Origin of the sequence: Rudaea cellulosilytica DSM 22992 (genome assembly GCF_000378125.1) — a bacterium.
Classification (GTDB): Bacteria; Pseudomonadota; Gammaproteobacteria; order Xanthomonadales; family Rhodanobacteraceae; genus Rudaea; species Rudaea cellulosilytica.
On sequence record NZ_KB899241.1, the window covers coordinates 694,759 to 721,085 of the forward strand.

General features: G+C 64.8%; 23 protein-coding genes. 13 read left to right on the forward strand and 10 right to left on the reverse strand.

Annotation, left to right across the window (positions count from 1 at the left end; all coding sequences use genetic code 11):
• The first annotated feature begins 95 nt into the window (after window positions 1–95).
• The gene (locus F455_RS19565; RefSeq protein ID WP_018971809.1) at window positions 96–2,942 is read left to right on the forward strand and encodes a TonB-dependent receptor; all 2,847 of its coding nucleotides are present in this window, start codon (window positions 96–98) and stop codon (window positions 2,940–2,942) included.
• A gap of 149 nt (window positions 2,943–3,091) precedes the next feature.
• Complete coding sequence (locus F455_RS0103145) at window positions 3,092–4,303, forward strand: cation:proton antiporter (protein WP_026293018.1); 1,212 nt, start codon at window positions 3,092–3,094, stop codon at window positions 4,301–4,303.
• Window positions 4,304–4,326: 23 nt separating this feature from the next.
• Here F455_RS0103145 and F455_RS0103150 read toward each other — a convergent pair whose 3' ends face one another.
• A complete protein-coding gene (locus F455_RS0103150) occupies window positions 4,327–4,839 on the reverse strand; it encodes a hypothetical protein (RefSeq protein ID WP_018971811.1) in 513 nt (170 codons plus the stop codon).
• Window positions 4,840–4,991: 152 nt separating this feature from the next.
• Between F455_RS0103150 and F455_RS0103155 the strand changes: the two genes are divergently transcribed.
• On the forward strand, window positions 4,992–5,555 hold the full coding sequence (locus F455_RS0103155; protein WP_211212279.1) for a TetR/AcrR family transcriptional regulator: 564 nt from the start codon (window positions 4,992–4,994) through the stop codon (window positions 5,553–5,555).
• Here the strand turns inward: F455_RS0103155 and F455_RS0103160 are convergent.
• The 3 genes from F455_RS0103160 to F455_RS0103170 form a co-directional block, all read right to left on the reverse strand.
• The gene (locus F455_RS0103160) at window positions 5,552–6,286 is read right to left on the reverse strand and encodes a DUF6445 family protein (RefSeq protein WP_018971813.1); all 735 of its coding nucleotides are present in this window, start codon (window positions 6,284–6,286) and stop codon (window positions 5,552–5,554) included. The two genes, F455_RS0103155 and F455_RS0103160, sit on opposite strands and share 4 nt — an antisense overlap.
• A gap of 27 nt (window positions 6,287–6,313) precedes the next feature.
• Entirely contained in the window at window positions 6,314–9,547 is a 3,234-nt protein-coding gene (locus F455_RS21770; protein ID WP_051084115.1) for an alpha-amylase family glycosyl hydrolase, read from the reverse strand.
• 92 nt (window positions 9,548–9,639) lie between these two features.
• The gene (locus F455_RS0103170; RefSeq protein WP_018971814.1) at window positions 9,640–10,641 is read right to left on the reverse strand and encodes a LacI family DNA-binding transcriptional regulator; all 1,002 of its coding nucleotides are present in this window, start codon (window positions 10,639–10,641) and stop codon (window positions 9,640–9,642) included.
• Window positions 10,642–10,898: 257 nt separating this feature from the next.
• Between F455_RS0103170 and putA the strand changes: the two genes are divergently transcribed.
• Both putA and F455_RS23315 read left to right on the forward strand, forming a co-directional pair.
• On the forward strand, window positions 10,899–14,024 hold the full coding sequence (gene putA, locus F455_RS0103175; RefSeq protein ID WP_018971815.1) for a bifunctional proline dehydrogenase/L-glutamate gamma-semialdehyde dehydrogenase PutA: 3,126 nt from the start codon (window positions 10,899–10,901) through the stop codon (window positions 14,022–14,024).
• Window positions 14,014–14,220 carry a hypothetical protein gene (locus tag F455_RS23315; RefSeq protein WP_157578395.1) on the forward strand — a complete coding sequence of 69 codons (207 nt, stop codon included), beginning with the start codon at window positions 14,014–14,016 and terminating at the stop codon, window positions 14,218–14,220. Before putA ends, F455_RS23315 begins: the two co-directional genes overlap by 11 nt.
• Window positions 14,221–14,349: 129 nt before the next feature.
• On the opposite strand, the gene F455_RS0103180 is transcribed toward F455_RS23315, so the two are convergent.
• The 3 genes from F455_RS0103180 to F455_RS0103190 all read right to left on the reverse strand — a co-directional run bounded on the left by F455_RS0103180 (window position 14,350) and on the right by F455_RS0103190 (window position 15,740).
• Window positions 14,350–14,853: an REP-associated tyrosine transposase gene (locus F455_RS0103180; protein ID WP_018971816.1), complete on the reverse strand. Its 504-nt coding sequence runs from the start codon at window positions 14,851–14,853 to the stop codon at window positions 14,350–14,352.
• Window positions 14,854–14,939: 86 nt separating this feature from the next.
• The gene (locus F455_RS0103185; RefSeq protein WP_026293020.1) at window positions 14,940–15,368 is read right to left on the reverse strand and encodes a GFA family protein; all 429 of its coding nucleotides are present in this window, start codon (window positions 15,366–15,368) and stop codon (window positions 14,940–14,942) included.
• Between the two features lie 36 nt (window positions 15,369–15,404).
• Entirely contained in the window at window positions 15,405–15,740 is a 336-nt protein-coding gene (locus F455_RS0103190; protein WP_018971818.1) for a DUF4242 domain-containing protein, read from the reverse strand.
• A 174-nt stretch (window positions 15,741–15,914) separates the two neighbouring features.
• Between F455_RS0103190 and F455_RS19575 the strand changes: the two genes are divergently transcribed.
• Window positions 15,915–16,910 carry an AraC family transcriptional regulator gene (locus tag F455_RS19575; protein ID WP_018971819.1) on the forward strand — a complete coding sequence of 332 codons (996 nt, stop codon included), beginning with the start codon at window positions 15,915–15,917 and terminating at the stop codon, window positions 16,908–16,910.
• 53 nt (window positions 16,911–16,963) lie between these two features.
• Here F455_RS19575 and F455_RS0103200 read toward each other — a convergent pair whose 3' ends face one another.
• Window positions 16,964–17,854 carry a DUF4878 domain-containing protein gene (locus tag F455_RS0103200; protein WP_018971820.1) on the reverse strand — a complete coding sequence of 297 codons (891 nt, stop codon included), beginning with the start codon at window positions 17,852–17,854 and terminating at the stop codon, window positions 16,964–16,966.
• A 172-nt stretch (window positions 17,855–18,026) separates the two neighbouring features.
• Here F455_RS0103200 and F455_RS0103205 point away from each other — a divergent pair, with 172 nt between their 5' ends.
• The 3 genes from F455_RS0103205 to F455_RS0103215 are packed head-to-tail and all read left to right on the forward strand — an operon-like array spanning window position 18,027 to window position 21,172.
• A complete protein-coding gene (locus F455_RS0103205; protein ID WP_018971821.1) occupies window positions 18,027–19,679 on the forward strand; it encodes an ExeA family protein in 1,653 nt (550 codons plus the stop codon).
• A gap of 51 nt (window positions 19,680–19,730) precedes the next feature.
• A complete protein-coding gene (locus F455_RS21565) occupies window positions 19,731–20,483 on the forward strand; it encodes a general secretion pathway protein GspB (protein WP_018971822.1) in 753 nt (250 codons plus the stop codon).
• A 5-nt stretch (window positions 20,484–20,488) separates the two neighbouring features.
• Window positions 20,489–21,172 (forward strand): rhomboid family intramembrane serine protease, encoded by a 684-nt coding sequence (locus F455_RS0103215; protein ID WP_018971823.1) that lies wholly within the window; start codon window positions 20,489–20,491, stop codon window positions 21,170–21,172.
• A gap of 35 nt (window positions 21,173–21,207) precedes the next feature.
• Here F455_RS0103215 and F455_RS0103220 read toward each other — a convergent pair whose 3' ends face one another.
• Window positions 21,208–21,918: a queuosine precursor transporter gene (locus F455_RS0103220; RefSeq protein ID WP_018971824.1), complete on the reverse strand. Its 711-nt coding sequence runs from the start codon at window positions 21,916–21,918 to the stop codon at window positions 21,208–21,210.
• Between the two features lie 144 nt (window positions 21,919–22,062).
• Between F455_RS0103220 and F455_RS21775 the strand changes: the two genes are divergently transcribed.
• Window positions 22,063–22,545 carry a TlpA family protein disulfide reductase gene (locus F455_RS21775; protein ID WP_018971825.1) on the forward strand — a complete coding sequence of 161 codons (483 nt, stop codon included), beginning with the start codon at window positions 22,063–22,065 and terminating at the stop codon, window positions 22,543–22,545.
• Between the two features lie 31 nt (window positions 22,546–22,576).
• Here the strand turns inward: F455_RS21775 and F455_RS21780 are convergent, their stop codons facing one another.
• Complete coding sequence (locus tag F455_RS21780; RefSeq protein WP_018971826.1) at window positions 22,577–23,401, reverse strand: universal stress protein; 825 nt, start codon at window positions 23,399–23,401, stop codon at window positions 22,577–22,579.
• A gap of 178 nt (window positions 23,402–23,579) precedes the next feature.
• Between F455_RS21780 and F455_RS0103235 the strand changes: the two genes are divergently transcribed.
• From F455_RS0103235 to F455_RS0103245, 3 genes are all read left to right on the forward strand, one after another.
• Window positions 23,580–24,029 (forward strand): hypothetical protein, encoded by a 450-nt coding sequence (locus tag F455_RS0103235; RefSeq protein ID WP_018971827.1) that lies wholly within the window; start codon window positions 23,580–23,582, stop codon window positions 24,027–24,029.
• An 87-nt stretch (window positions 24,030–24,116) separates the two neighbouring features.
• Window positions 24,117–24,797: a response regulator transcription factor gene (locus tag F455_RS0103240; protein WP_026293022.1), complete on the forward strand. Its 681-nt coding sequence runs from the start codon at window positions 24,117–24,119 to the stop codon at window positions 24,795–24,797.
• 8 nt (window positions 24,798–24,805) lie between these two features.
• Window positions 24,806–26,224 (forward strand): sensor histidine kinase, encoded by a 1,419-nt coding sequence (locus tag F455_RS0103245; RefSeq protein WP_018971829.1) that lies wholly within the window; start codon window positions 24,806–24,808, stop codon window positions 26,222–26,224.
• Window positions 26,225–26,327 lie beyond the last annotated feature (103 nt).

Here is a 26,327-nt window from a genome sequence, read left to right on the forward strand (position 1 = left end):
GTCCGGCGATTGGCGTTCACGCGGATCAAGAAAATCGACAGAAAACGACGGCGCGGAAGTTACCGCGACCATCTCGACAACTCCGGGGAGGACACATGACACTCAAGCGCAATCTGCTGACGCTCGCCGTCGCATCGGTTCTGGTCGGCGGCATGCACTCCGCACGTGCGGCGGATGCTCCCGCCCCGGATCAGGCAACCGCCACACCGGGCGCCGACGACACGCCGAAGAAAAACGAAGACAACGCCGCCGAACTCGGTACGGTTACGGTCACCGGTGTGCGCGCCTCGATCGAACGCGCGATTTCGGTCAAACAGAACTCCAACTCGATCGTCGAGGCGATTTCGGCCGAGGATATCGGCAAGCTGCCGGACAACTCGATCGCCGAATCACTCGCGCGCCTGCCCGGCCTCGCCGCGCAACGCATCGGCGGTCGCGAATCGACGGTGAGCCTGCGCGGTTTCAACGGCGATTTCAGCGGCACGCTGCTCAACGGTCGCGAGCAGGTGTCGACCGGCGACAACCGCGGCATCGAGTTCGATCAGTACCCGTCCGAGTTGCTTTCAGGCGTCATCGTATACAAGACACCCGACGCCTCCCTCGTCGGTCAGGGCATCGCCGGCACGATCGCGATGCAGTCGGTGCGTCCGCTCGACTACAACAAGCGCGTGTTCCAGGTTGGCGCGCGTGGCGAGGCCTTGTCGAACAGCAGCCTCAATGCGAATACCGACAGCAAGGGCTATCGCATCAATGCCTCGTATATCGACCAGTACATGGACAATACGCTCGGTTTGGCCATCGGCTACGCGCGCCTGTATTCGCCTACCCAGGACGAGCGCTGGGAATCGTGGGGCTATACCGGGGTGACCGTGCCTGCCGGCACGCCCGGCATGACGAATGGCGGCACTGTCAACGCGCTCGGCGGCAGCAAGGTTTACGCCGACTCGACCGAGGGTACGCGCGATGCCTTGCTGAGCACCGTCGAATGGCGGCCTAACGAGCATTTCACCAGCACGCTCGATCTGTACTACTCGAAATTCAACCAACAGCTGAACTACGGCGGCTTCGAAGTCGGCCTGCCATGGGGTTGCTGCGGCGGCAGCCTCGTCAATCCGATGGTGCAGAACGGCTTTCTCGTCTCCGGCACCTGGACTGTCAAGCCCGTGCTGCGCGAAGAGCTTGATCATCACGACGACAAGATCAAATCTATCGGTTGGAACAACAAATTCCACTTCGGCGACGGCTGGGAAGCCTCGACCGATCTTTCTTACGGCAAGGCCACGACCAAACAGTCGTTCCTCGAGGAATACGCCGGCACGCCGGTGGGTACCGGTGCAACCGATACGTGGAACTACAGTCAGGGCGATCTCGACACCGGACTGCCGCACTTCAGCCCCGGCCTGAACTACGCCGATCCGAACGTCGTCAAGCTGACCGATGCCGGCGGCTGGGGTCAGGACGGCTATCTCAAATTCCCGCAAGTCAGTGACGAACTCAAGGCGGCACGCGCCGATTTGAGCAAGGACATCAATAGTCCCATCAGCAAGGTCGCGATCGGCGTCAACTACAACGAGCGCACCAAGACGCGCACTTCGGCCGAGTATTTCGTCGATCTCAAGGCCGGGCCGAGAGCAACGGCCGACATACCGAGCAGTTGCTTGACGTCTTCGACCTACCTCGGCTACGTCGGCTTCCCGAGCATCGTCAGCTGGGACATGAATTGCGTCTACAACCAGGCCTACGCGCTCGACGCCAACGGCTTGCCGACGCGCACGAACAATCAGCAGCACGATGTGCTCAACAAGGACTGGAAGGTCGAGGAGAAGGTCGGCACCGCCTACTTCAAGGCGGACATCGACACCGAAGTGGCGAGCTTGCCGCTGCGCGGCAACGTCGGCATCCAGTACGTGCACGCCGAACAGAACTCCACGGCCTATTCGCAATCGGGAGGAGTCGGCTATTTGTACACGTCGCCGACGACGAGCTACGGAAACTGGCTGCCGAACACGAACCTGATCCTGACCTTCCCCGCAGAAAACTACCTGCGTTTCGGTGCCGGTCGCGAGATCGCGCGTCCGCGTCTGGACTATATGAAGGCCAGCATCGATTACGGCATCAACACCACGCCGACGGGTAGCCTCGCCGTGCAGACCTGCACGAATACGGCAACCGGAGCAACGATCCGTTGCCGTATCGAAGGCAGCGGCGGCAACCCGGCTTTAAAGCCCTTCCAGGCCAATGCCTACGACTTGTCGTGGGAGAAATACTGGGAGACCAAGGCGTACGTTTCGGCGACCTACTTCTTCAAATCGATCACGACGTTCGTTTACAACAAGTCCAGTGCGCATGACTACAGCGGCGTCTCGAGCGCGGCGTTCGGTTCCCTCGTGCCGCAGAATTTGAACGGCATCGCCACCCAGTGGACGAACGGTTCGGGCGGCTACATGCGCGGCCTCGAACTGACCGCGTCGATGCCGCTCGATGTGCTCTGGGCCCCGCTGGAAGGTTTCGGCGTCCAGGCCAGCTATGCGGACACCCACAGCCGCGTCTGCGTGTCCGATCCCACCAACGGCGTCGCCTGCGGCCCGTTCCCCGGCCTGTCAAAGTACGTCATGCAAGCCACTGCGTACTACGAGAAGGGCGGCTTCTCGGCACGCATCGCTGCGATTCATCGTTCGGACTTCCTCGGCGAAGTGCAGGCGTTCGGCGCCGACCAGGAACTGCATATGGTGCGCGCGGAAACGGTCACCGATTTCCAACTCGGCTACACCATTCCGACCGGCAAATATGAGGGTCTCAACTTCCTGCTCCAAGTGCAGAACCTGTTCAACGAGCCTTATCGCGAGTTCTATCAGCTGAACAACCTCACCGATCACAGCCAACCGCGCGAATATCAGGTATTCGGCCGCCGCGTGCTGCTCGGCGTCAACTACAAGTTCTAAATGGCGTTCCCCTGACGCCCTCCAACCACCCCGTTCGGCCGGCGCCGGACGGGGTTTTTTTTTGCCCTCTGCCACGCGCATCGAAGCTTGTGCGCCAACGCGGCCTGAACGACACTCTGCGCCTGACGACGCGCCTCACCAGGGGACCCATGCACGCGACCATAAGCACGACCGAAATCTTCCTCATCGCGATGGGGATCATCCTCAGCGTGCCGTACCTGATCTGGCGTGTCGGGCGTACCGACTACTTCGCCCCGCTCGTGGTCGTGCAGATCATCGCCGGTATCCTGCTCGGACCCGGCATCCTCGGCAAGGTGTTTCCGGACTACTACGCGTTCGTGTTCAACCCGCAAGTCGTGCAGTCGCTCAACGGCATCGCCTGGTGGGCGGTGATGTTGTTCGTCTGCATCGCCGGCATCGAACTCAACTTGAAGCAGGTCTGGGAGCACCGTGTCGAGTCGGGGATCACCGCCGGGCTCGCGCTCGGCACGCCGCTCGCGTTCGGCAGCGCAGTGGCGATCGCCCTGCTTGCGTTCCCGGGCTGGATCGGCGCGAAGGCGCTCGACTGGCAGTTCGTGCTCGGCGTCGGCATGGCCTGTGCGGTGACGGCGTTGCCGATCCTGATCCTGCTGATGGAGAAGCTCGAAATCCTGCGCCAGCCGATCGGCCAGCGCATCCTGCGCTACGCGAGCCTCGACGACGTGGCAATCTGGGGCGTGCTCGCGGTGATCCTCATGGACTGGGCACGTGTCGGCAAGCAGGCAGGATTCCTCATCGTGTTCGCGCTCGTCACGCTTGCGTACCGGCGTCTGATGCGCTCGCTTGAGGAGCGCGACCGCTGGTACGTCGCGTTGGTCTGGCTTGTCGCCTGCGCCTGGGGCGCAGACTGGTCGGGCCTGCACTTCATGGTCGGCGCGTTCCTCGCCGGCGCGGTCATGGATGCCGACTGGTTCGATCAGGAGGCGATGGATTCATTCCGTCGCTATGTGCTGCTCGCGTTCATGCCCGTGTTTTTCCTTTCGACCGGCTTGCGTACGCAATGGGGCGTCGGCGGCGCCGCGGTCTTTCTCGCCGCGGGCATGTTGCTCGTCGCCTCGGTCGGCGGCAAGCTGCTCGGCATCCGCATCGCCGGAAAAATCCTCGGTTGGCCGCGCGCGGAAGCCTCGATCATCGGTTGGCTACTGCAGACCAAGGCGCTGATCATGATCATCTTCGTCAACATCCTGCTCGACAAGCAGCTGATCACGAACGAGACCTTCACCGCCCTGCTGCTGATGGCAATCGCGAGCACGATGTTGACCGTGCCGATCGTTGCCCCGCGGCTCGCGCGTGCGCGCGAGCTGGTCTTCAAGTCGGCCTGAGCGAAGCGCGCCGAGTCGGTGCCTCAAGCAATCGCCGTCGCATAGCGGAATGTCGCCATGGCGAGCACGGCGACGCCGAGCAGGCCCGCGGCGAGACGCGCGCCGAGCACCTGACGGCGGCGCAGCACGTCGATGCGGCGCTGCGTGTCCTGATCCGGTGGCGCACCGGGCACGAGCGTCTGCTGCAGGCGTCCGAGTTCGATCCCCGCCGGCCGACCGAGGAGAATGCCGACGCCGATCGACAGAATCGCCGCTAGCGCGCCAGTTTTGAGGACGAGGCCGCCTGTGGACACGTCCTGCTCGTGCAGCGCGGCGAACAGGTAGATGCCGGACAGCACGGTCAGCAGCGCGGCGATCATCGAAGACATGCCCGCGCGGCGCGCGACCAGTCCCATCCAGCGTCCGGCGCCTTCGGCACCGTGGCGCACGGCGATCGGCATGATCACCGAGGCGAGCATGAAAGTCGCTCCGGCCCAGGCCACGCCGGCGATGACATGAACGGCGCGAGCCAGCACAATGAGATCGATATGGAACATGACGTTCTTCCCGCTTGATAATTTCGATATACATACTGTACAACTAAATTATGAAAGTCAAGCGCCGCAAATCAGGCGAGCCGCCTGCAGCCGAGAAACCACGCCGCACGTACCGAAGCAAACTGCGTGCGGAAGCGACGGACGCGACGCGCATGCGCATCATCGAAGCCGCGCGGACCCTGTTCATCGGCGGCAAGGATCTTCCGGCGTTTTCGGTCGATGGCGTCGCGCGCCAAGCCGGTGTCACGCGCTTGACCGTGTACAACCAGTTCGTTTCTAAGCTCGGCCTGCTCGAAGCCGTGTTCGACGACATCGCCGAGCGCGGCGGCCTGATCGCGGACCTGCCATCGATATTCACCGAGCCCGATCCGCGCGCCGCCTTGCGCCGTTTCGTCAGCGTGTTCTGCGGCTTCTGGACGCGGCACAAATCGATGATGCCGGCGTTTCAGGCGGTGATAAAAATCGATGAGGACATCGCCGCAAGCCTGCAGCGCCGCACCGAACGCCGCCGCCATATCCTGAGCGCGCTCGTCAAACGGCTGGCGCCGGACGGCGGAAAAGACAACGCCGATCTCGTCGACATGCTGTATGTGCTGACGAGCTTCGACACGTTCGAGGCTCTGTCCGTGCGCAACCGCAGCGCGAAGAGCGTCGAGACGCTGATGCAGACGCTCGTCGAGCAGACCGTTCGCGCGCTGCTCGGCGCGCGCGGCTAGGTCGCCTTGCGGCGGCTGGTGAAGAAGCCATTGAGAGTCAGCCGGCCGCTGAGCGGATCGTCGCTCAACTTCTCCGGCGCGAAAATGTCGCCGGAATGCAGCATGCTGCCGTCGTAAAAGACGATGCGATTCCATTTCGCGGCAACGCGGCGGACCTGGGTAAACCAGTCGTTCGACGCGCAAAGGTAGCCTTGTGCGATGCCGTATTTCTGCGTGAACGCCGCTGCCTGCAGCGTGTTCGCATCGCGAAACAGCAACGCGGTTTCTTCCGCTGAACGCACAGGCTCGTAGAAACTCGTGCCGCCGAGGCTCTCGTCCTTGAACAAATACAACACCGAGGCCTGGATGCTGTGCCGGCGCGGATCGAGATGATGTCCGTCGGTGTGGCAGATCATCTGAAACGGCCGCAACGCCGACGGGGGCAGCGTCACCATCGACAAACGGCAGCGTACGTCTTGCGTGCGCCGCGCATCAAATTCGCGCCGCAGGTGTTCGGCGAAGAAACCATCGAGGCGCGCCGCGATCGGCGCAGGCATTTCCAGATAATTGCCCGGATACGCACTGAAATTGACCGGACTGAATACCGCGCGATTCGCCACCGCGAGCTGCACGAGCGCGTCCGGATCGACCAGGGCATCGTCGATCACATAACAGAATCGGTCATTGCGCAGGCGCACTCGTTCGATCCGCGGCCGCGGATTGAATACCGCGACCTTGTCCAGCGTCTGCATGCGGCGATACCCGTCGTTCGAAGCGAACTATCCGTTGCGATCGAACAACCATAACACCGCGCGCGCGAACTGCGCACGCCAGGCGGACTCGTGGTGCCTCGCTTCGGGGTCGACGACGACATCGAGCTTGTCCCGGGGATGCCCGCCCGCGCGCAGCAGGTCGACCATGCGCTGCATGTCGGGCAGCATCGAATCGCCTTCCTTGCCGCCGGCGTAGAAATACAGCTTGGCATCCTTGCGCGGCGGCTGCGCCTTGGCGAAGTCGAACACGGCCGGCACCGCAAGCCAATACGCCGGCGAGAAGATGCCGGCCTTGGAAAACACTTGCGGATACTGCTCGATCGCGTACTGCGAAATCAGCCCGCCCATCGACGAGCCCATCACGGCGGTATTCGCGCGATCGGGTTTGCTGCGGTAGTGCTTGTCGACATACGGCTTGACCGTGCCGACGAGGAAATCCATGTACTGTCTGCCTTCGCCCTTGCCGAACTTCTCGTTGTCCCAGGCGTTGAGCTCGTGGATGCGGTCGGCGCCGCCGTTGTCGACGCCGACGACGATCAGTTCGAGCCCTTTCGTCTTCGCCAGCTCGTTGAGCGTTTCGTCGACGCCCCACTCGCCCGAATACGAGGTCGCCGAATCGAACAAATTCTGTCCGTCGTGCATGTACAGCACCGGATAGCGCTTGTTCGATTTCTCGTAACCCAGCGGCAGATAGATGCGAATCGTGCGCTCGCGGCCGAGTTCCTGCATCGTCAGCTTCTGCGCGAGCACGTGCACGTTCGGCTGCACCGTGCCTTGCGCGAGCAGCACGCTGCCGTACATCGCAGGCACGCTGAGTTCGAGCGTGCCGTCGGCGGCCGCGCCGAGTTTCGCGCCGGTCAGCGCATCGGTGAACGTGGTCGCCGCGATCGGGCCGGGCAGATGAACCTTGACCGTGCGCGCCGCACCGTCGTTGTTTGTCGCAACGATCGCCCATTGACCGTCGTCGTGGCGGAACACGACGACGACGTGATCGTCGAGATAGCCTGGCGCTTCGAGCGAGCCGTGACGCAACACGGGATGGTCGTGGCGCAGTTTGGTCAGTTTCCTGTACTCGGCGAGCATCGCCTGGTCGGGCTTGCCGCCGAGATCGGGCCACGGATACGTGCCGCGGTCGAACGGATCGTCGCCGCCGGTCACGCCGACTTCGTCGCCGTAGTAGATCGCCGGCGCGCCGGGCATCGTCATCTGCAGGAACGCGGCGAGGCGCAGGCGCTGCTTGGCGAGTGCGACGGTCGCCGCATCGGCTCCCTCGTCCTTCCAGCCGAAGTCATACAACGCGCGCGCCGAGTCGTGCGAATCGATCAGGTTCATCAGCGCGGAGAACGCCTGCGGCGGATAGTTCTCGCGCATCAGTTCGATGTTGCGCCATACATCCTTCGCCTTCGCGCCGTTCGCATAGGTGACGACCGTGCTGCGGAAGATGTAGTTCATCGTCGAATCGAACTCGTCGCCGAGGAAGAACTTCGATGCGTCGAAGAACGTTTCCGCCATCGTCACCGCGTCTGGTTTGGCCGTCTTTACCGCCGTGCGCCACTCGCGCCAGAAGTCGTCGGGCACCCACGGCGCCACGTCCATGCGCCAGCCCGACAGGCCCTTGCCAAGCCAATGCTGCATCACGCCGTCGCTGCCGTAGAAATAATCGCGCAAGGAACGTTGCGACTTGTCGATCTCAGGCAGGTCGGGGATGCCGGCCCAGCCCTTGTACTGCAGGTCGGGATTCTTTTCGTTCGGATAGAACGTGAACCACGGGTAGTACTTCGATTGCGGCTGGATCTTGTCGCGATCGAAGGCGCCGACCTCGGCGAAATTGCCGTAGCGGTTGAAATAGATCGAGTCGCGGCCGACGTGGTTGAGCGAGGTGTCGAGGATGACTCGGATCCCGCGCTTCGCCGCCTCGCGGTTGAGCTTCTCGAATTCGGCCGTCGTGCCGAAATGCGGATCGATCTGGCGGTAGTCCGCGGTGTCGTACTTGTGATTGCTCGATGCGCGGAAGATCGGGTTGATGTAGAGCGTGTTCGCGCCGACCGATTTGATGTAGTCGAGCTTGTCGGTGATGCCTTTCAGGTCGCCGCCGAAGAAATCGTTGCTGTAGAGATCGTCGGAACCGTCGCCGGATTTCGGCATCCACGGCTTGTCGAGCCAGTTCTTGTGCAGTTCGACCGTACCTTCGTGGAACTTGTCGACGCCGGGCTTCGGATCGTTGGCCGGATCGCCATTGCGGAAGCGGTCGGGGAAGATGTAGTAGTACACCGCGTCGCGCGCCCAGTCGGGCACTTTGTAATCGGCGCGGTAGACAGTCTGGCGGAAGCGGCGGATGCGCGCGGCGTCCGCCGGCGGATTGACCACGGCGCCAAGCCCCTGCGAGCCGACCTCGCGCGTGAACGGAATCGGATCGGCATTGTTCGTGTATAGGTACTTGCGCCCGCCGGCCTCGAATTCGAAGTAGTAGGCGTAGACGCCGATCGCCTCGAATCTGTAGCTGCCCAGCCAACGTTCGTCCTGTCCCTGCACTTCGTGCTTCAGCGCAACGCGCACGAGGTCGCTGTATTCGAGTACTTCCTGCCAGCCCTCGAGGCGGCGCTTCTCGATTACGAGCGTCAAGTTCGTGACGCCCGCGCGCGTCGACACGCCGAACTGGATCTCTTCGCCTGCCTTGACCGCGCCGAACGGGAACTTGTACATCAGATCGCGCGAATCGAACTTCACACTGCGCGCGATCGCATCGTCGATCGGCTTCTCGTCGACATCGACGAAACTCTTCGGTCCGATCGTGACCGTCGGCTTGCCTGCCGCGCGGTCGCCGAAATCGAGCCTGATCGTCGCTGCACCGGCGAAGGCGTACTTCAGCTCACCCGCGGCGGCGCGCTCGCCTCCGCTCAGCGCGAACGGCTCGCCCGTGTGCAGCAGGGTTGGCGCCGAAGCCGGGCCGCCGAAAGCGACGCCGCCGCCGAGCGCGGCATCGACGATGCGGAATTTCTGCTCGCCGGCGAGATCGACGTTGAGGAAGTAGGCATTGCAGCGCCACTGGAACGCGTAGTCCTCGCGAGGTGTACCGTCGTTCATCGCGCCGCGCAGGAACAGCGTTTCCTTGTACGGTGCCGGCGGGCAGTTCGTTGCGGCCGGCTTGGCGTCAGGGCGCGGCGTTGCGCAACTGCTCAGAACGGCAGCGAGGCCCAGTGCCGCGGTCGCGGTGGCGGCGAAAAGAAACGTCTTGCGCATGGCTTCCCTCTCCCGTGAGAACGCCCAAGCGTAGTGATGCGCAAGCGCACAAGGAAGTCATTGCATACGAATTCATCGGCGCCGCAACAAGCTCAGCGCTGCGTCGACCCGCGCAGTACCAGCGAGACCGGAATCACCTGGTTCTCCGCCGGCTCGTCGCGGATCAGCTTGAGCAGCGTGTCGACGAGCACGACGCCGGCGCGCTTGGTGTCCTGTTGCGCGGTGGTCAGGCTCGGATCGACGAAGCCGGCCAGCGGAATATCGTCGAAACCGGCGACCAGCACGTCGTCCGGCACGCGCAGGCCGCGCTCGCGCAGCGCCTTGATTGCACCGATCGCGATCAGGTCGCTCGCGGCAAAGATCGCATCGAACTTCGCCTTGCGCTCGAACAGTGCCGTCGTTGCCTCGTAGCCCGACTGCTCGGACGAAAACGCGCTGGCCTGCAGTTTCGCGTCGACCTTGCCGCGATTTTCCTCGATCGCCGCGCAGTAGCCGCGGTAGCGTTCGAGAAACTCGGGCGAGGAATCCGTGGCGTCGCCGAGGAATGCGATGCGCTTGGCGCCACGCTCGATCAAGTGGCGCACGATGTCGCGGCCGCCCTGGAAATTGTCGCAGCCGACCGAGACCTCGGGCTGGTCGGGTGCGATCGCACCCCAGCGCACGAAATGCGTGCCGCGCTCGACCATGAATTTGAGCCGCTCGCGGTAGTCGAGATAGTCGCCGTAGCCGAGCAGGATGATGCCGTCGGCCTTTTTCGATTCCTCGTAGCTCGCCTGCCAGTCGTGGTTGTTCGGCTGCTGGAACGAGATCAGCAGATCGTAGCCGCGATGCGCGCAGGCGCGCGTGATCGAGGCCAGCATCGAAACGAAGAACGGGTTGATCAGCGAATCGTCGGGCGCTGGGTCTTCGAAGAACAGCAGCGCGAGCGTGCCGCTCTGCTGGCTGCGCAGGCTCGAGGCATGCTTGTCGACCTTGTAGTTGAGCTCGTTCGCGATCTTGAGGATGCGGCGTCGGGTCAGTTCGTTGACCATGCTGCTGCCGCGCAACGCGCGCGATACCGTCGGCTGCGAGACGCCCGCCAGATGCGCGATCACCAGTGAAGTCGCTTTTTGCTTGCTGCGAATGACGATGCCCTCCGTCCCGTGAGGATGGCAAGCCCGCCCGTCACGGGCAAGGGCGGGCGCACAACAGGCGGCGGTGCCCGATTGCGCCGAAGTGGTACCCGATCGCGCCTTCCCGGGTTGCCGCGCGCTGCTAGAATGTGCGGCCTTGCAGCTGCCCATGCGACGCGCCCGTGAGTGAAATCCTCCGTCCCGAACTTCCTCCCGCGCCGGACGCGGCGCACGCCCTGATGACCGCGGCGTACTGCCGCGACGAAACCGAGGCGATGAACGAACTGCTCGGCCAAGCCGCGCTGCCCGATGCCGAGCGCGACCTCGTCCTCGCTCGCGCCACCGAACTGGTCGCGCGCGTGCGCGCCAAGGCGCAGGACGCCTCGGCGGTCGAAGCGTTCATGCGTCAGTACGACTTGTCGAGCGAGGAAGGCGTGCTGCTGATGTGCGTGGCCGAGGCGCTGCTGCGCATTCCGGACAAGGACACGGCCGACAAGCTCATCTCGGACAAGCTCGGCGAAGCGAACTGGGAATCGCATCTCGGCAAGAGCGACTCGTTGTTCGTCAACGCCGGCACCTGGGGCCTGATGCTCACCGGCAAGTTCATCGAATTGGCCGACGAAACCCAGCGCAACTTCACCGGCGCGTTCAAGCGCCTCGTCGGCCGCGCCGGCGAGCCGGTGATCCGCCTCGCCGTGCGCCAGGCGATGCGCATCATGGGCCACCAGTTCGTCATGGGCCGCACGATCAAGGAAGGTCTCGATCGTGCCCAGGAAAAGGAAAACCGCGCCTACCGCTATTCCTACGACATGCTCGGCGAAGGTGCGCTGACCACGCCCGACGGCGAGCGCTACTACCAAGCCTATGTCGATGCGATCAAGGCCTTGGGTGCACGCGGCCCGTTCAAGGACATCCTCGACGCGCCGTCGATCTCGATCAAGCTTTCGGCGCTGCATCCGCGCTACGAAGTCGGCAAGCGCGCACGCGTGCATGCGGAACTCGCGCCGAAGCTGCTCGCGCTCGCGCAACTCGCGAAGACGCAGGGCATCTGCCTGACCGTCGATGCGGAAGAGGCCGACCGCCTTGAACTCTCGCTCGATCTGATCGCGGCCGTGCATGCAGACCCGTCGCTCGACGGCTACCAGGGCTTCGGCCTCGCCGTGCAGGCCTACCAGAAGCGCGCGCCATTCGTGATCGATTGGCTTGCCGAGCAAGCGAAAAAGACCGGCCGCCGCTTCTGCGTGCGTCTGGTCAAGGGTGCGTACTGGGATTCGGAAATCAAGCGCGCGCAGGAAGGCGGCCACGCCGGCTATCCGGTGTACACGCGCAAACCGAATACCGACGTGTCCTACCTCGCCTGCGCCAAGCGCCTGTTCGAGCACGGCCCGGCCGCGTTTTACCCGGCCTTCGCCACGCACAACGCGCACACGATCGCGGCTATCCACCACATCGCGAAGGGCCGTCCGTTCGAATTCCAACGCCTGCACGGCATGGGCGCCGACCTCTACAACGAGGTCATCGGCGAGAAGAATCTCAACGTGCCTTGCCGCGTCTACGCGCCGGTCGGTTCGCACGAGGACCTGCTGCCGTATCTCGTGCGCCGCCTGCTCGAAAACGGCGCGAACACTTCCTTTGTGAACCGCATCGTCGACGAGTCGACGCCGATCAAGGATCTGGTCGCCGACCCGGTCGAGGTCGTGCGCGGCTTCGCCAGCAAACCGCATCCCCGTATTCCGCAGCCGATTGGCCTGTTTGGAGACTCGAATTCTGCGCCCTCGCAGAATTCGCAATCGATTTCGAGGAAAAATTCCATGGGCGTGAACTTCGGCAACGACAATGAATTGAAGGCGCTGGCTGATGCGGTCGCCGCGGTGAAGGCAGACTGGACCGCAACGCCGCTCGTGCCCGGCGCGAAATCCTCCGAGCCACCGCAGGACGTGACCAATCCCGCCGACCGGCGCATGAAGGTCGGCACCAAGCAGCAGGCCGACGCTGCGACGATCGATCGATCGCTGACCAACGCAGTCGCCGCGCAGCCCGCATGGGACGCGCTGCCCGCCGCCTCGCGCGCGGCGATCCTCGAACACGCCGCCGATCTGCTCGAACAGCGTCGCGCGCAATTCGTCGCGCTGCTCGTGCGTGAAGCCGGCAAGACGCTGCCGGCGGCGATTTCGGAAGTGCGCGAAGCCGCCGACATGTGCCGCTACTACGCGGCGATCGCGCGCAAACTGTTCCAGCCCGAGAACCTGCCCGGCCCGACCGGCGAGTCGAACCAGCTCTCGCTGCACGGTCGCGGCGTGTTCGTCTGCATCAGCCCGTGGAATTTCCCACTCGCGATCTTCACCGGACAAGTCGCCGCCGCGCTCGCCGCGGGCAACGCGGTGATCGCCAAGCCGGCCGACCAGACCGTGCTGATCGGCCACGCCGCGGTCAAGCTGCTGCACGAAGCCGGCGTGCCCGAAGCCGTGCTCCAATTCCTGCCCGGCAAGGGTTCGATGATCGGCAACGCACTGCTGACCAAGCCCGACATTGCCGGCGTGTGCATGACCGGCTCGACCGAAACCGCGTGGACGATCAATCGCACGCTCGCCGCGCGCAACGCGCAGATCGCCGCGCTGATCGCTGAGACCGGTGGCCAGAATGCGCTGATCGCCGACTCCTCCGCGCTGCCCGAACAACTGGTGAAAGACGTCGTCGCCTCCGCGTTCGACTCGGCCGGCCAGCGCTGCTCGGCCGCGCGCGTGCTGTTCGTGCAGGACGACATCGCCGACAAGGTCATCCACATGCTTGCCGGCGCGATGGACGAATTGAAGGTCGGCGATCCCGGCCTGCTCTCGACCGACGTCGGCCCGGTGATCGACGAGCCCTCGCGCAAGAATCTCGCCGACCATGCCGCACGCATGGACGCCGAAGCCAAACTCATCAAGCAAGTGAAGCTCGGCGACGAGACCGCGAGCGGCACCTTCCTCGCGCCGCGCGCGTACGAGTTGAAGTCGCTGTCGCAACTGACCAAGGAAGTGTTCGGCCCGATCCTGCACGTGATCCGCTGGAAGTCCGACGAGTTGGATAAAGTCATCGACGCGATCAACGCGACCGGCTTCGGCCTCACCCTCGGCATCCATAGCCGCATCGACTCGACGATCGCGCACATCGCCCAGCGCGCCAAAGTCGGCAACTGCTACGTCAACCGCAACCAGATCGGCGCGGTCGTCGGCGTGCAGCCGTTCGGCGGCGAAGGCCTGTCGGGCACCGGGCCGAAGGCCGGCGGCCCACACTACCTCACGCGCTTCGTCACCGAGCGCACGCTGACGATCAATACGACGGCAGCGGGAGGCAATGCGTCGTTGCTCACCCTTGGCGAGTGAGTTCTTCAATTTCGGTGATTGCTATGCCGAACGATTACTGGCTCTTGGTGCACTGTTGTCTACGACATCCATTACATGGGCGCGCGGGCAACACGGTGGTCTTCCTTTCGGCAGCGTGTTCGAGGCCATTCTCGGTCTGGCAATGGCGGTAGGTCTGGTCTGGCTCTGTATCGATTGGCTGCGCAGCAAGAAATGAAGTATGTGAAACGGGATCGGTCGAGAACGGTCAAAACAGGGCCAGAGTCAACTCTCCCACAGGCTCGGCGATTTCGAAAGCCCGTAGCCCGTAGCCCGTAGGTTGGGGTGAGCGCAGCGAACCCCAACATCACTCCAGCATCACCGCCCAATCACCCGGCAAATCGCCCAAGCGCACGTACCGATGAATCGAGGAATACCGCCAATCCGCGGCGCGCAACGCATGTCCATGCTTCACAGGATTGAAGTGCACGTAATCGACATGCCGCTGCAGATCGATTCCGTCGCGAATCTGATGCTCCCAGAATCGCCGCTGCCACAGGCCACGTTCTCCCTTCGCGCGCCGACTCGGGCTGATGACCTCGCTGCGTTCGATGCGCCGCGAAAAGCCTGCCTTGATCAACGCCCAGCGTGTTGAGTAGTCCGCGTCGTCTTGCGGTAGCGTCCAGATCGCGTGGAGGTGCTCCGGCAAGACGATCCACGCGACGATTTCGAATGGATGCCGCTGCTTAACCAGGCGCACGCTGGCGCGTAAGTCGTCGATGCGATCGACCAGCAAACGGCTGGATCGATCGGCGAGATTCACGGTGAAAAAATACGTTCCGCCGTATACGTTCGCTCGTCGGTAGCGCATTGGAGGATGGTGAGGCAGTCTGTTGGGGTTCGCAAGCTCACCCCAACCTACGGCGCTCGGCGAATAATGCGGTCATAGCGCAAGCGTTATTCCGCCAGCGCCACGCCCGACCCACCCATCTCGGCCGGCACGTCTTTCATCTTCGGCAAGCCGTCGTGCATGCGCAGCTTCGTCTCCTGGTAGTGCACGTGCACGCCGGGTTGGAATGACAGATCGGGAATGACTGCGGCATAGACGTCGACGAGGTTCCACGCCGGATGGAAGGTGAACAGGTGGCCGCCGCAGGTTTTGCACCATTGGCGCTCGCTCGCCGGAGTCTTCGCGTAGCTGCCGATGTTGTCGGCGCCCGCAGTGATCTTCAGCGCGTCCGGCGGCCATAGCGTGAAAGCGTTGATCGGCCCGGCCGACCAGGCGCGGCAGGAATCGCAATGGCAGTAGCCCATGGCCACGGGCTCGCCGGTAACAGTGAATTTCACCGCGCCGCAGAAGCAGCGGCCTTGATGATTCGCGCTCATGTTCTATCCTCTTTTGCGACGGCGGCGCGCTGCGTGCTACTTCGATTCAAGCGTCACCGGGATCTCGGTGACCGAGTCGACCGGAATCTTGTTGGCCACGGCTGCGTCGCGTACCGCCTGCTCGCTCGGGCCCTCGTAGACACAGAACGTCTTGGTTTTGTCGGCGTTTGCATACGAAGTGACCCAGGTCACGCCAAACTTGGCGTTGGTCGCGTTGACGCTCTGCTTGGCCTGGGCATCGAGACCGTCGAGTGCGCCCTTCGGAAAAGTGCGCTCGATCATGTAGCGGTGCGTGGCGGATGACGGGGCGGTATCGGCGGCGCAGGCGGCGCCTGTCAACATCAGACTCACGGCGATGGCGAGAATTTTCATGGCAGGTTCCTCTGGTTGAACGCGCTTAGGGTTTCGGCGGCAAGCACCGATGCAGGCGATCGCAGGCTGTTGAATTGCCCCCTTCGCCCGACGCCACTAGTATCCGCTTCGGGCCGGCGCGGAACTTCGCCAACACTCTCCAGTTCTTGATCGAAACTCTTTGATCGAAACTCCATGGACGCGCTTTCCGACGTACTCAAATCCGTGCACATGGACGGCGCCGTGTTCCTCAACGCGGAATTCACCGCGCCGTGGTGCGTGCGCGGCGAGTCGGGCTGGGCGATCTATCGCGACCGGGTCGCGCCGGCCGAGCACATGGTGTTCTTCCACTTCATCATGCAGGGGTGCTGCAAGCTGCGCCTGCGCGACACTGGCGAGATGGTGGAAGCGGGCGCCGGCGATCTCGTGCTGTTTCCGCAGGACGATCGCCACCTGATGGGCAGCGACTTGCACATCGCCGCACTCGGCGACGAAGGCACCGGCGCTGCCGAGGTGACCGACGATCCGCAATTCATTCAGATCCGCTATGGCGGCGGCGGTGATGCGACGCGCTTCGTCTGCGGCTACCTGCTCTGCAGCCGCAGCATGTGCCGGCCGCTGTTCGAGGCGCTGCCGCGCATGCTGCGCATTCCGATCGGCGACGGCCACGCCGCGGCGCTGCTGCGCGAACTGCTGCAGGCCGGTGTGCGCGAGTCCTTGCATGCGAGCCCTGGCACCGCATCGACCCTGGCCAAGCTCGCCGAACTCATGCTCGTGGAGGCGATGCGCCGCTACGTCGAAAGCCTGCCGCCCGAGGGCCGCGGCTGGCTTGCCGGGCTACGCGACGCGCACGTCGGCCGCGCGCTCGCGCTGATGCACGCCGACCCGGCCAAGCCGTGGACCGTGGAAGAACTCGCGCGCGCCTCGGCGCTGTCGCGTTCGGCCCTGGCCGAGCGCTTCGCCGCGCTGGTCGGCGAGCCGCCGATGCAATATCTCATGCGCTGGCGATTGGCGCTGGCCGCGCAACGGCTGCGTTCGGGCAACGAGGCGATCACACGCATCGCCGAACACAGCGGCTACGAATCCGAAGCGGCGTTCAACCGCGCGTTCAAGCGCGAATTCGGCGTGCCGCCGGCCGTATGGCGCAGGTCGGGAATGGGATCTGAGTCGCTTGCGAAAGCCGAAGGCTGACAGCAGAGCGTTCCATCGTTTGCCCGACGGAACGCCCCAACCACAACTCTTCGTCAGCCGCCCTTCGACTGCATCGACGTCTTCTGTACCTTCCACTTGCCGCCTTCCTTGACCATCTGCGCCGTACCGGTCGACTTGCCACCGCCCTGCTCGACGCCTTCGAGGGTCAGCTCGGCATGGTCGCCGAAGTCTTGGCCACCGGTAACCGTGAGGCTCTTCGGCGCAAATGCCTTCATCATTTCGAGCATCGCCGGAAATTGCGCATCCTTGCGTTGCGCTTGCATCTGGTCGGCCTGTTGTTTCGACACGGTCGCGAGCATCGCGTCGACATCGCCCTTCTGCATCGCCGCGAGATTGGCCTGCAGCACCTTGCCGGCCTCGCCGCCGCCGGCGGGTATCGGCTTGCCGCCCTGCGCGGCCGCAGCGGCGGGTGCCGCTGACGATGTCGCCGCCGTGCCCGGTTTGGCGTAGGCGAGATCGAAACCGAAATCGCAGGACAGATCGTCGCTGGCCTTGCCCTTGAGGGTATAGTGGCCGGCCACGCCCTTGGCGTCGTTGCGCGAAAGCTTGAGATCGCCGAACGCGGTGCCCGATTGCGAGATATTGGCGCCGGGCGGCAGGTAAGCGTAGATCGCGGTCACCCCGCCCTCGCCGAGCGTAATGCGCACCTGGCCGCCGTCGTCGGCTTTCCAGACCTGCTCGCGTACCGCGTCTTCCGGATCCTTCGCTGCGGCGATCTTGCCGGGGTCGAGCTTGAGCGAGGCGAGCGCGACCGTGGTTTCCTTCTTGTTCGGCTCGAAGTGATCGGGGCGCTGATAGACCACCCCGTCGACGAGGGTCAGTTTCTTGTCCTTGTAGGTGCAGGTGCCGGTGCCGGCGGCAAAGGTGGTGATCGGCAACAGCAGGCAGGTCAGGGCAATAGCGGAGAGCGTGAACCTGGACATGGCGGAATCCTCTGGATGATGGATCAGACCGAAACAGGAACGCCCGGCGATGCTACTCCCGGATGCCCGCCTGCGGGCGAGCACCCACCCGGGCTCGCCCTTTCATACGGGAAATCCCGCTCCGCCGGCTCACGCACGAAACTTTTATGGGTTCCCAAGGTAAAGTAGCTGTATGTATCTGGAGTTCTACGGCCTCAAAGAGGCCCCGTTTTCGATCACCCCTGATCCGCGCTACGTCTTTCTGTCGGAGCGCCACCGGGATGCGCTCGCGCACCTGTTGTACGGCATCGGCAAGGGCGGCAGCGGCGGCTTCGTGCAGCTCACCGGCGAGGTCGGTACGGGCAAGACGACGCTGTGCCGGCTATTGCTCGAACAGCTGCCGGAGAACACGCGTGTCGCGCTCGTGCTCAATCCGAAGCTGTCGCCGCTCGAACTGCTCGAATCGATCTGCGACGAACTCAAGATCGACACCACCGATCGCAAGGGCAGCCTCAAGGCGCTCGTCGATGCGCTCAACGCCTACCTGCTCGACGCCTACGCGCAGGGCCTGCGCGTGGTGCTGATCGTCGACGAGGCGCAGAACCTGTCGACCGAATCGCTCGAGCAGGTGCGCCTGCTGACCAACCTCGAAACGCCGACGCAGAAGCTGCTGCAGATCATCCTGCTCGGCCAGCCCGAACTGCGCGACAAGCTCAACGACCCGGAGCTGCGCCAGCTCGCCCAGCGCATCACCGCGCGCTATCACCTGACGCCGCTCGACCGCGACGAGACCGAAGCCTACGTGCGCCATCGCCTCGCGATCGCCGGCGCGCTGCGCTCGCCGTTCTCGCGCCTCGGCCTGCGCGCGCTGTACAAGCGTTCCGGCGGCGTGCCGCGCCTGATCAACGTCATCGGCGACCGCGCGCTGATGGCCGGCTACGCGCGCGAACAGAACTCGATCGGCGAGCGCCTGGTCGATCGCGCGGCCGACGAAACCTTGCCTGGCACGACGCGCTATCGCCTGCGCCACTACGGTCCGTGGGCCGCCGCGGCCTGCGCCGTGATCGCGCTCGGCGCAGCCGCGTATTTCTACCAGCTGCAACAGCCGGCACCGGTGCCGACCGCCGTTGCCACTCCGCCGCCCGCCGCAGCGGCTGCCGCGAGCGCAACCGCGACGACGACGGCGGCCGCGGCCGAACCGGCGAAGCCGCAGGAAAATCCGGCCGAGAAGAAACTCGCCAAACTCGCCGAGAATGCCTCCGACTCCGAGCTGACCGCGTGGACTCAACTGCTCGCGCGCTGGCAGGCGACGTCGGCCGAGACCTCGGTGCGCGACGCGGCCCGTTGCCGTGCCGTGGTCTTTCCCGGCATGAACTGCCTGCGCGGACATGGCGCGATCACGCAGCTCGCCCGCTTCGACCGGCCGCTGATCCTGCCGGTCAAGTGGCAGAACGCGAGTGCATATGCACTGCTGCAGGGCGTGGCCGGAGACCAGGTGCAGCTCAATCTCGGCGGCGAGAGTTTCCGCGTCGGCAAGGACGATCTCGCCAGCGTGTGGGATGGCGAATTCATCGCGTTGTGGCGTCTGCCGGCAGATGTACCCGCGCGGTTGCACAACGGCGACGCCGGCCCGGGCGTGGCCTGGATCAAGGCCCAGCTCGCGCATATGGATGGCGGTGCCGCCGACGCCGGCCCGGCGTTCTTCGACGACGCCCTCGCCGAACGCGTGCGCAAGCTGCAGATCGCCTACGGCATCAAGCCCGACGGCATCGTCGGCCCGGAGACGCTGTTCGCGTTGTCTGCGCTCGATCCGGCCGGCCCGCACCTGACTCGCAGCGTGCAGTGAACGCGCGCCGCATTTGTACAGAAAGATAAAAATATACCCGTTGACAAGTCCATGTCGCTGATCCTCGAAGCCCTGAAGAAGTCCGAACAGCAGCGCCGGCTCGGCGAGATGCCGAACCTCGGCACGCCGGTCACGGCGACACGGCGGCGGCGCAGCCCGCTGCCGTGGCTGGCCGTGGTGGTCGTGCTCGCGCTCGGCGCCGCCGGCGGCTGGCGCTACCTGCGCCAGCACGCGGCGCAAGCACCGGCCACAGCGCCGGGCGAATCGGCTTCGGTCAAAGCGACGACGAAAGCGGCGACCGAGCCCGGCATCACGAACACGCCGCGGCCGCTGCCACCGAAACCGGTCTCCTCGCCGACACAAACCACGCAGGCGACAATCCCTGCACCGCCGCCAAGAAAGGAATCGACAACCCCCGTACCCGCGCCAGCACCCGCCCGCGCACCGGCTCCTTCGCCCGCGCCGGTGGCCGCGCCCGTGCCCGCGCCGCCTGCCCCCGTTGCCGCGCCAGCGCCGGCAGCACAGACCCCGGCTCCGGCGGTCCCCGCGCCACCTGCGCCTGCCGCAAACGATGTGCCCACGATCGATGAAATGCCCCCCGACGTGCGCAACGCCTTGCCCGCACTGCCGATCACGATGCAGGTCTACTCGCCCGATCCGAAGCGCCGCTTCGCCATCATCGAGGGAACGCGCGTGACCGAGGGCGAGAACGTGCGCGGCGTGACGCTGGTGGAGATTCGCCCGAGCGGGCTCGTGCTCGAATTCCACGGCCGGCGCATGCTGATGCCGCGGCCCGGTTCCTGAGCTCCGTGTTCGTCACCGTCGACCGAAAGCGGCCATCGCCCCTGCCTTGGGCCACGCTCGCGATTCTCGCGGCCTGCATCGCGCTGTTTCTCTGGCTCGTGCTCGCAGCGGACGCGACGCGCTGGCAGTTCCTGCGCCAGTGGGGCACCGTGCCGACACGCTTGTTCGACGCCAACGCACCGGCGTTGCAGCAGCTCGTGGAACTGCGCTGGCTGCGTCTGTTCACCGCGCTGTTCATCCATGCCGGCTGGCTGCATCTGGTCGGCAACCTGCTGTTCCTCTTGATCTTCGGCGTACCCGCGGAGCGTGCGCTCGGGCCGTGGCGCTTCCTGCTCCTGTTCCTGCTCGGCGGCGCCTTCGCCAACCTGCTCGCGGCACTGATTCTTTCGAGCACGAGCACGCCGATCGTCGGCTCGAGCGGCGCGGTGTCGGCGATCATCGGCGCCTACCTCGGCCTGTTTCCGCGTGCGCGTCTCGGACTCGTGCTGCCGCTGGGCATGTTCCTCGAATTCGTGCGCATCCCGGCGCCGCTGCTGATCGGCTTCTGGGCGTTGCTGCAGGTCGCCTTCACGTTTGTCGGCCCGGCGTTCGGCCCGGTCGCATGGTGGACGCATATCGCCGGCTTCGCCGCGGGCCTGCTGTTCGCACTCGTGTCCAAGCCGGCGATCGCGCGCCGCCTGCGTTCGTAGTCACGGGCACGCGCCGCAGCGCCGGCGAGTCGAAATCAGGTGCGCAGCGTGAACGGCGTGAATTGCGTGTCGCGATCGTAGTAGTCCTCGTGCTCCGCGCGCTTGAGCGCGGCCACGACGCGGTAGGTCAGCGGCGTCGCGAGTATTTCCCAGACCACCTTCATCACGTAGTTCGACACCATCACCGTGATCACGAGCTGGGTTTCCCAGACGCCGAGGAACGCGGCCGGATAGAACACAAGACAGTCGACGCCCTCGCCCATGATCGTCGAGCCGATGATACGCGACCAGAGCGCGTTGCCGTTCGTCCACAATTTCATTTTTGCCAAAGTATACGAATTGACGAACTCGCCGAGGAAGAACGCGGTGATCGAGGCGAACACGATGCGCGGGGTCTGGCCGAAGATCGATTCGTAGGCCTCCTGGCCGTGCCAGCCCGCGGCCGGCGGCAGCTTGACGACAACGGTGGCCATGATCGAGGCGAACACGAGTGCAGTGAGTCCGGACCAGATCACGCGGCGCGCGCGCGCGTAGCCGTAGACTTCGGTAAGGATGTCGCCGAACACGTAGGAGATCGGGAAGAACAGCACGCCGGCGCCGAAAGTGAACTCGCCGATGACCGGCAGATGCACGCTGGCGACCTTGGCCGGGCCGATCAGGTTCGAGCAGAGCAGGACGCAGACGAAGGCGCCAAGGATGAAGTCGTAATAGCGGTAGGTGCGCGGCGCAGGAGCGGGTGCGGACATGGCGGGCGGGTCGGATCGGCGATGCCCGCTAGCATGCCGGCTCGGGAAGTTTTCCGCCAGCCGTAAGGTTTTGCGACGCAACCTTGTCTATTGAGCACCGGTGCGCGCTGCGGCTGCGGCGCCCGCCAAGACGGAGATTCCCGCGTGAAACGTGTACTGCTTTGCCTATTCCTCGCCGGCCTGTCCGCCGCTGCATTCGCACAGAGCGATGCGATCGCGTGGCAGGGCAAGACGGCGAATGGCGATACGATCCATTTCGATCCGCAGCGGCTGAAGCGCCCGGCGATCCTGCTGTTCTGGGCGACCTGGTGTCCGTACTGCGAGGCCTTGATGCCTTATGTGCAGCACGTCCAGGATGCGGCGGGCAAGGACCGGCTCGACGTGTACGCGATCGACATCAAGGAAGACGGCGATCCGGTCAAGACCCTGCGCGAGCGCAAGCTCGGCTTCACCCTCATCCTCGACGGCGATGCGATCGCCGACCTGTACGCAGTGAAGGGCACGCCGGGACTGTTCCTCGTCGACGCGAGCGGAAAAGTCATCTATCACCGCAGCGGCGGCGACGCGCCGGAAAAAGTCGAGGCGGCGCTGCGCGAAAAACTGCGCTTGCCGGCATCCGCGCACTGAAGCGGCGACGAATGCGGCAGTCGCGCCGCAGCTAGTGCGCCACGAACAACGGCACGTCGCTGTACTGGAACAGGTGCCGCGTCGCACCGCCGAGCACGAGTTCGGCAATACGCGAGTGGCCCCAGGCGCCCATCACGATCAGGTCCGACTGCGCCGCGTGTGCCGCATCGAGGATGCCCGCGCCGTAGCCGCTGGTCACGGTGAACGGGCGGAACTCCGCGGTGACGCCGTGGCGCGCGAGGTACGCCGCGAGGTCGAGCGCAGGCAGATGACGCGCACCGACCAGGCTCGCCTGCTCGGCGCCGTCGAGCACGACCACCTGCTTCGCCAGGCGCAGCAGCGGCAGCGCGCCATGGATCGCGCGCGCGGCTTCGCGGCTGTGGTTCCAGGCGACGAGCATGCGCTCGCCGACGCTGGCCGGCTTCGCCGTTTCCGGCACGACGACGACCGGAACGCCGGCGCCGAACACGGCGCGCGAGACGAGACCCCAGCCGATCGGCGCGTCGGCATTCAATTGCGGCCGTTCGGCGACGACCAGATCGCACCAGCGCGCGGCATGGCAGATCGCCTCGACCGGCTCGCCCTGCGCGACCAGCCAGTCGCCTGCGACGCCGGCCGCGCCGAGTCGTTGCGCCCAGCTTTCGCGCTGCGCAAGCGCGGTGTGGTAGAGATCGTCGGCCTCCTGCACCTGGAACACGACTGTTTCCAGCGTGGAATAGGCGACTGTGCCGAGCGCGGCGACGTGGAGGCCGCTGACGTATGCATCGAGCCGGCGTGCGAGCGCCAGCGCCACGGTGGCGGCGAGCGAATCGCCTTCGTAACTACGCACGTGAACGAGAATGTCGAAGCGAGCCATATGCACCCTCCGTTTCTGTCCGATGACGTTAGCTTACGCCTATCGAATGGGGCGGTCTCGCCGCGCCTCGAGTTCAACGGACGGGATCATCCGGCGATTTCACGGCCAATTCCGCATTTACGTTTTCGTTCAGTTTGACGGGGTATGATCGGGGCTCCCTAAGCAGAAGGAGTTGGCCATGCGTACACGCAATTTCATCGGACTTGCCCTGATTGCCGTCGCATCAACGGGAATGTACGCCGCGCGTGCCGAAGCTGCAGGCAAGATCGATTGCGAAATGCGCTTCAACCTGTCCGGCTGGGCGGCGATCTACAAGCACGCTGAAGGCAGCGGCACGATCACCTGCAACGACGGCCGCAGCTTCAACGTGCACATCACCGCGGTTGGCGGCGGCCTCACCGCCGGCAAGTACAAGGTCGAAAACGGCAAGGGCAAGTTCGCCGAGGTGTCGAGCGTCGACCAGCTGTTCGGCAGCTACGCCCAGGGCGAAGCAAACGCCGGAGTGGTCAAGTCCGGCACTGCGCAAATACTGACCAAGGGCACCTCGTCGCTGGCCCTGTCCGGCGCCGGTGAGGGCGTGGACATCGGTATTTCGTTCGGCAAGTTCACGATCACGCGCGCGAAGTGACTCGCGAGTCATCCTCGCGAAAGCGGGGATCCAGCGGCTTAGTCAACACAATTTTCTTCGCCATGCCGCCGCGCTATGCTGGTCGGCATGGCGAAGATACTCACGATCGAAGACGATGCGCTGACCGCGCGCGAGATCGTCACCGAGCTTGCTAACAACGGCAACGAAGTCGAAAGCGTCGGCAACGGCCGCGAGGGTCTCGAGCGCGCGTTGACCGGCGCCTATGACGCGATCACTCTCGATCGCATGCTGCCCGAGGTCGACGGCCTCACCTTGGTCACCGAACTGCGCCGCGCCGGCATCGACACGCCGGTGCTGATGATCAGCGCGCTGTCCGACGTCGACGCACGCGTGCGCGGCTTGCGCGCTGGCGGCGACGATTATCTGACCAAACCATTCGCGCCCGACGAAATGGCCGCGCGCGTCGAAGTGCTGCTGCGCCGACGACGCGCGGCGGCGCCGGAAACCCACCTCGCCGTCGACGACCTCGATCTCGATCTGATGACACGCAGCGCGAAGCGCCGCGGTGCGGAACTCGAACTGCTGCCGATCGAATTCCGCTTGCTCGAGTTCCTCATGCGCAATTCCGGGCAGGTTCTCACCCGCTCGATGATCTTCGAGAGCGTCTGGGGCTACACGTTCGATCCCGGCACGAACGTGATCGACGTGCACATTGCACGCCTGCGCCGCAAGGTCGATCCCGATGGTTTGCCGCCGCTGATCCATACCGTGCGCGGCCGCGGCTACTGCATCGGCGGCACGATTTGACCGCGCCCATGACCCGACTTGACACCCCGTCGATTGCTCCGCTCAGCGAACGCTGGCGTTCGGGCACGGCGCGTCTGATCCTGATTTACGGCGGCTTCTTCCTCGCCTGGAGCGTGCTCCTGGTCGCGCTGATCAACTGGCAGATCAGCAGTTATCTTGAGCACATTGTCGACGACATCCTCGAACAACGCGTGGCCTACCTTTCCGGCGTGGAGCGCGAGCAGCTGCCCGCAGCGCTGGCGATGACCGCGGCGACCGACCGGCGCGGGGTGATGAGTTTCGGCGTATTCGATGCGGCCGGCCGCTACGTCGCCGGCAACATCGATCGACTCCCGCCGGAGCTGCCCGTGGACGGTGCGCTGCATCGGCTCGCCAATGGCATCGTGCGCATCGACGGTGTGCACACCGGAGCCAGCCGCGGCGTCGCAGTGCGCATCGCCGACGGATCGAGCATCGTGCTCACGCGCACGACCGACGCAGCCGACCGGGTCGGCGCGATCATCCGCAACGGTTTCATCTGGGCACTGTCCTTGACCCTGATTCCGGGCCTGCTCGGCGGCTTCCTGCTTGCGCGCGGCTCGCTCAAGCGCGTGCGCGACATCGAGACCGCGGTCGCGCCGATCATGCGCGGCGACCTCGGCGTGCGCCTGCCGATCTCTGAGCGGCGCGACGAGGTCGACATGCTCGCGAACATCGTCAACCGCATGCTCGATCGCCTCGAAACCCTGCTCGGCGAGGTCAAGGGCGTGTCCGACAGCATCGCCCACGACCTGCGCACTCCGCTGACGCGCCTGCGCGCGCAGCTCTACCGTCTGCAGCGCGAGATTCCGCCCGACGACGCGCACGCGGCGACGATCGAGCGCTGCATCACCGACACCGACAACCTGCTCAATCGTTTTCGCGCGCTGCTGCGCATCTCCGAACTCGAGGACCTGCAACGCCGTGCCGGCTTCGGCGAGGTCGACTTGCGCGAGAAGCTCGCGCGCGTGCACGAGCTCTATTCGCCGCTGGCCGAGGACAAACGCATCGCCTTTGCACTCGAACTCCCGGCAATCCTGGCCGGCGTGCGCGCCGACGGCGGCCTGCTGTTCGAGGCGATTTCCAACCTCGTCGACAACGCGCTCAAGTTCACCCCCGACGGCGGCCGCGTCGTGCTGCGCGCAGTCGATGAAAAGATCGGGCCGCGCATCGACGTGATCGACAGCGGTCCCGGCGTTCCCGCGGCCGAGCGCGATGCCGTGCTGCATCGTTTCTACCGGACCAAGACCTGTCGCAAGGAACACGAATGCGAAGCGCCCGGCTTCGGCCTCGGCCTGTCGATCGTCTCGGCCATCGTCAAGCTGCACGACTACCGCTTCGAGATCGCCGACGCCGAGGGTGGAACCGGTACACGCATGACGATCTATTGCTCGTCTAACGCGGGCTGAGGGCGACGTCCGCGGCAGATGAAGAAAATTTCATCGATGTCGCCACGAGTAAAAGCCGTTACCGGCACTACATTTTCGCGCATTGCGCAGGCCAGGGCCGTCG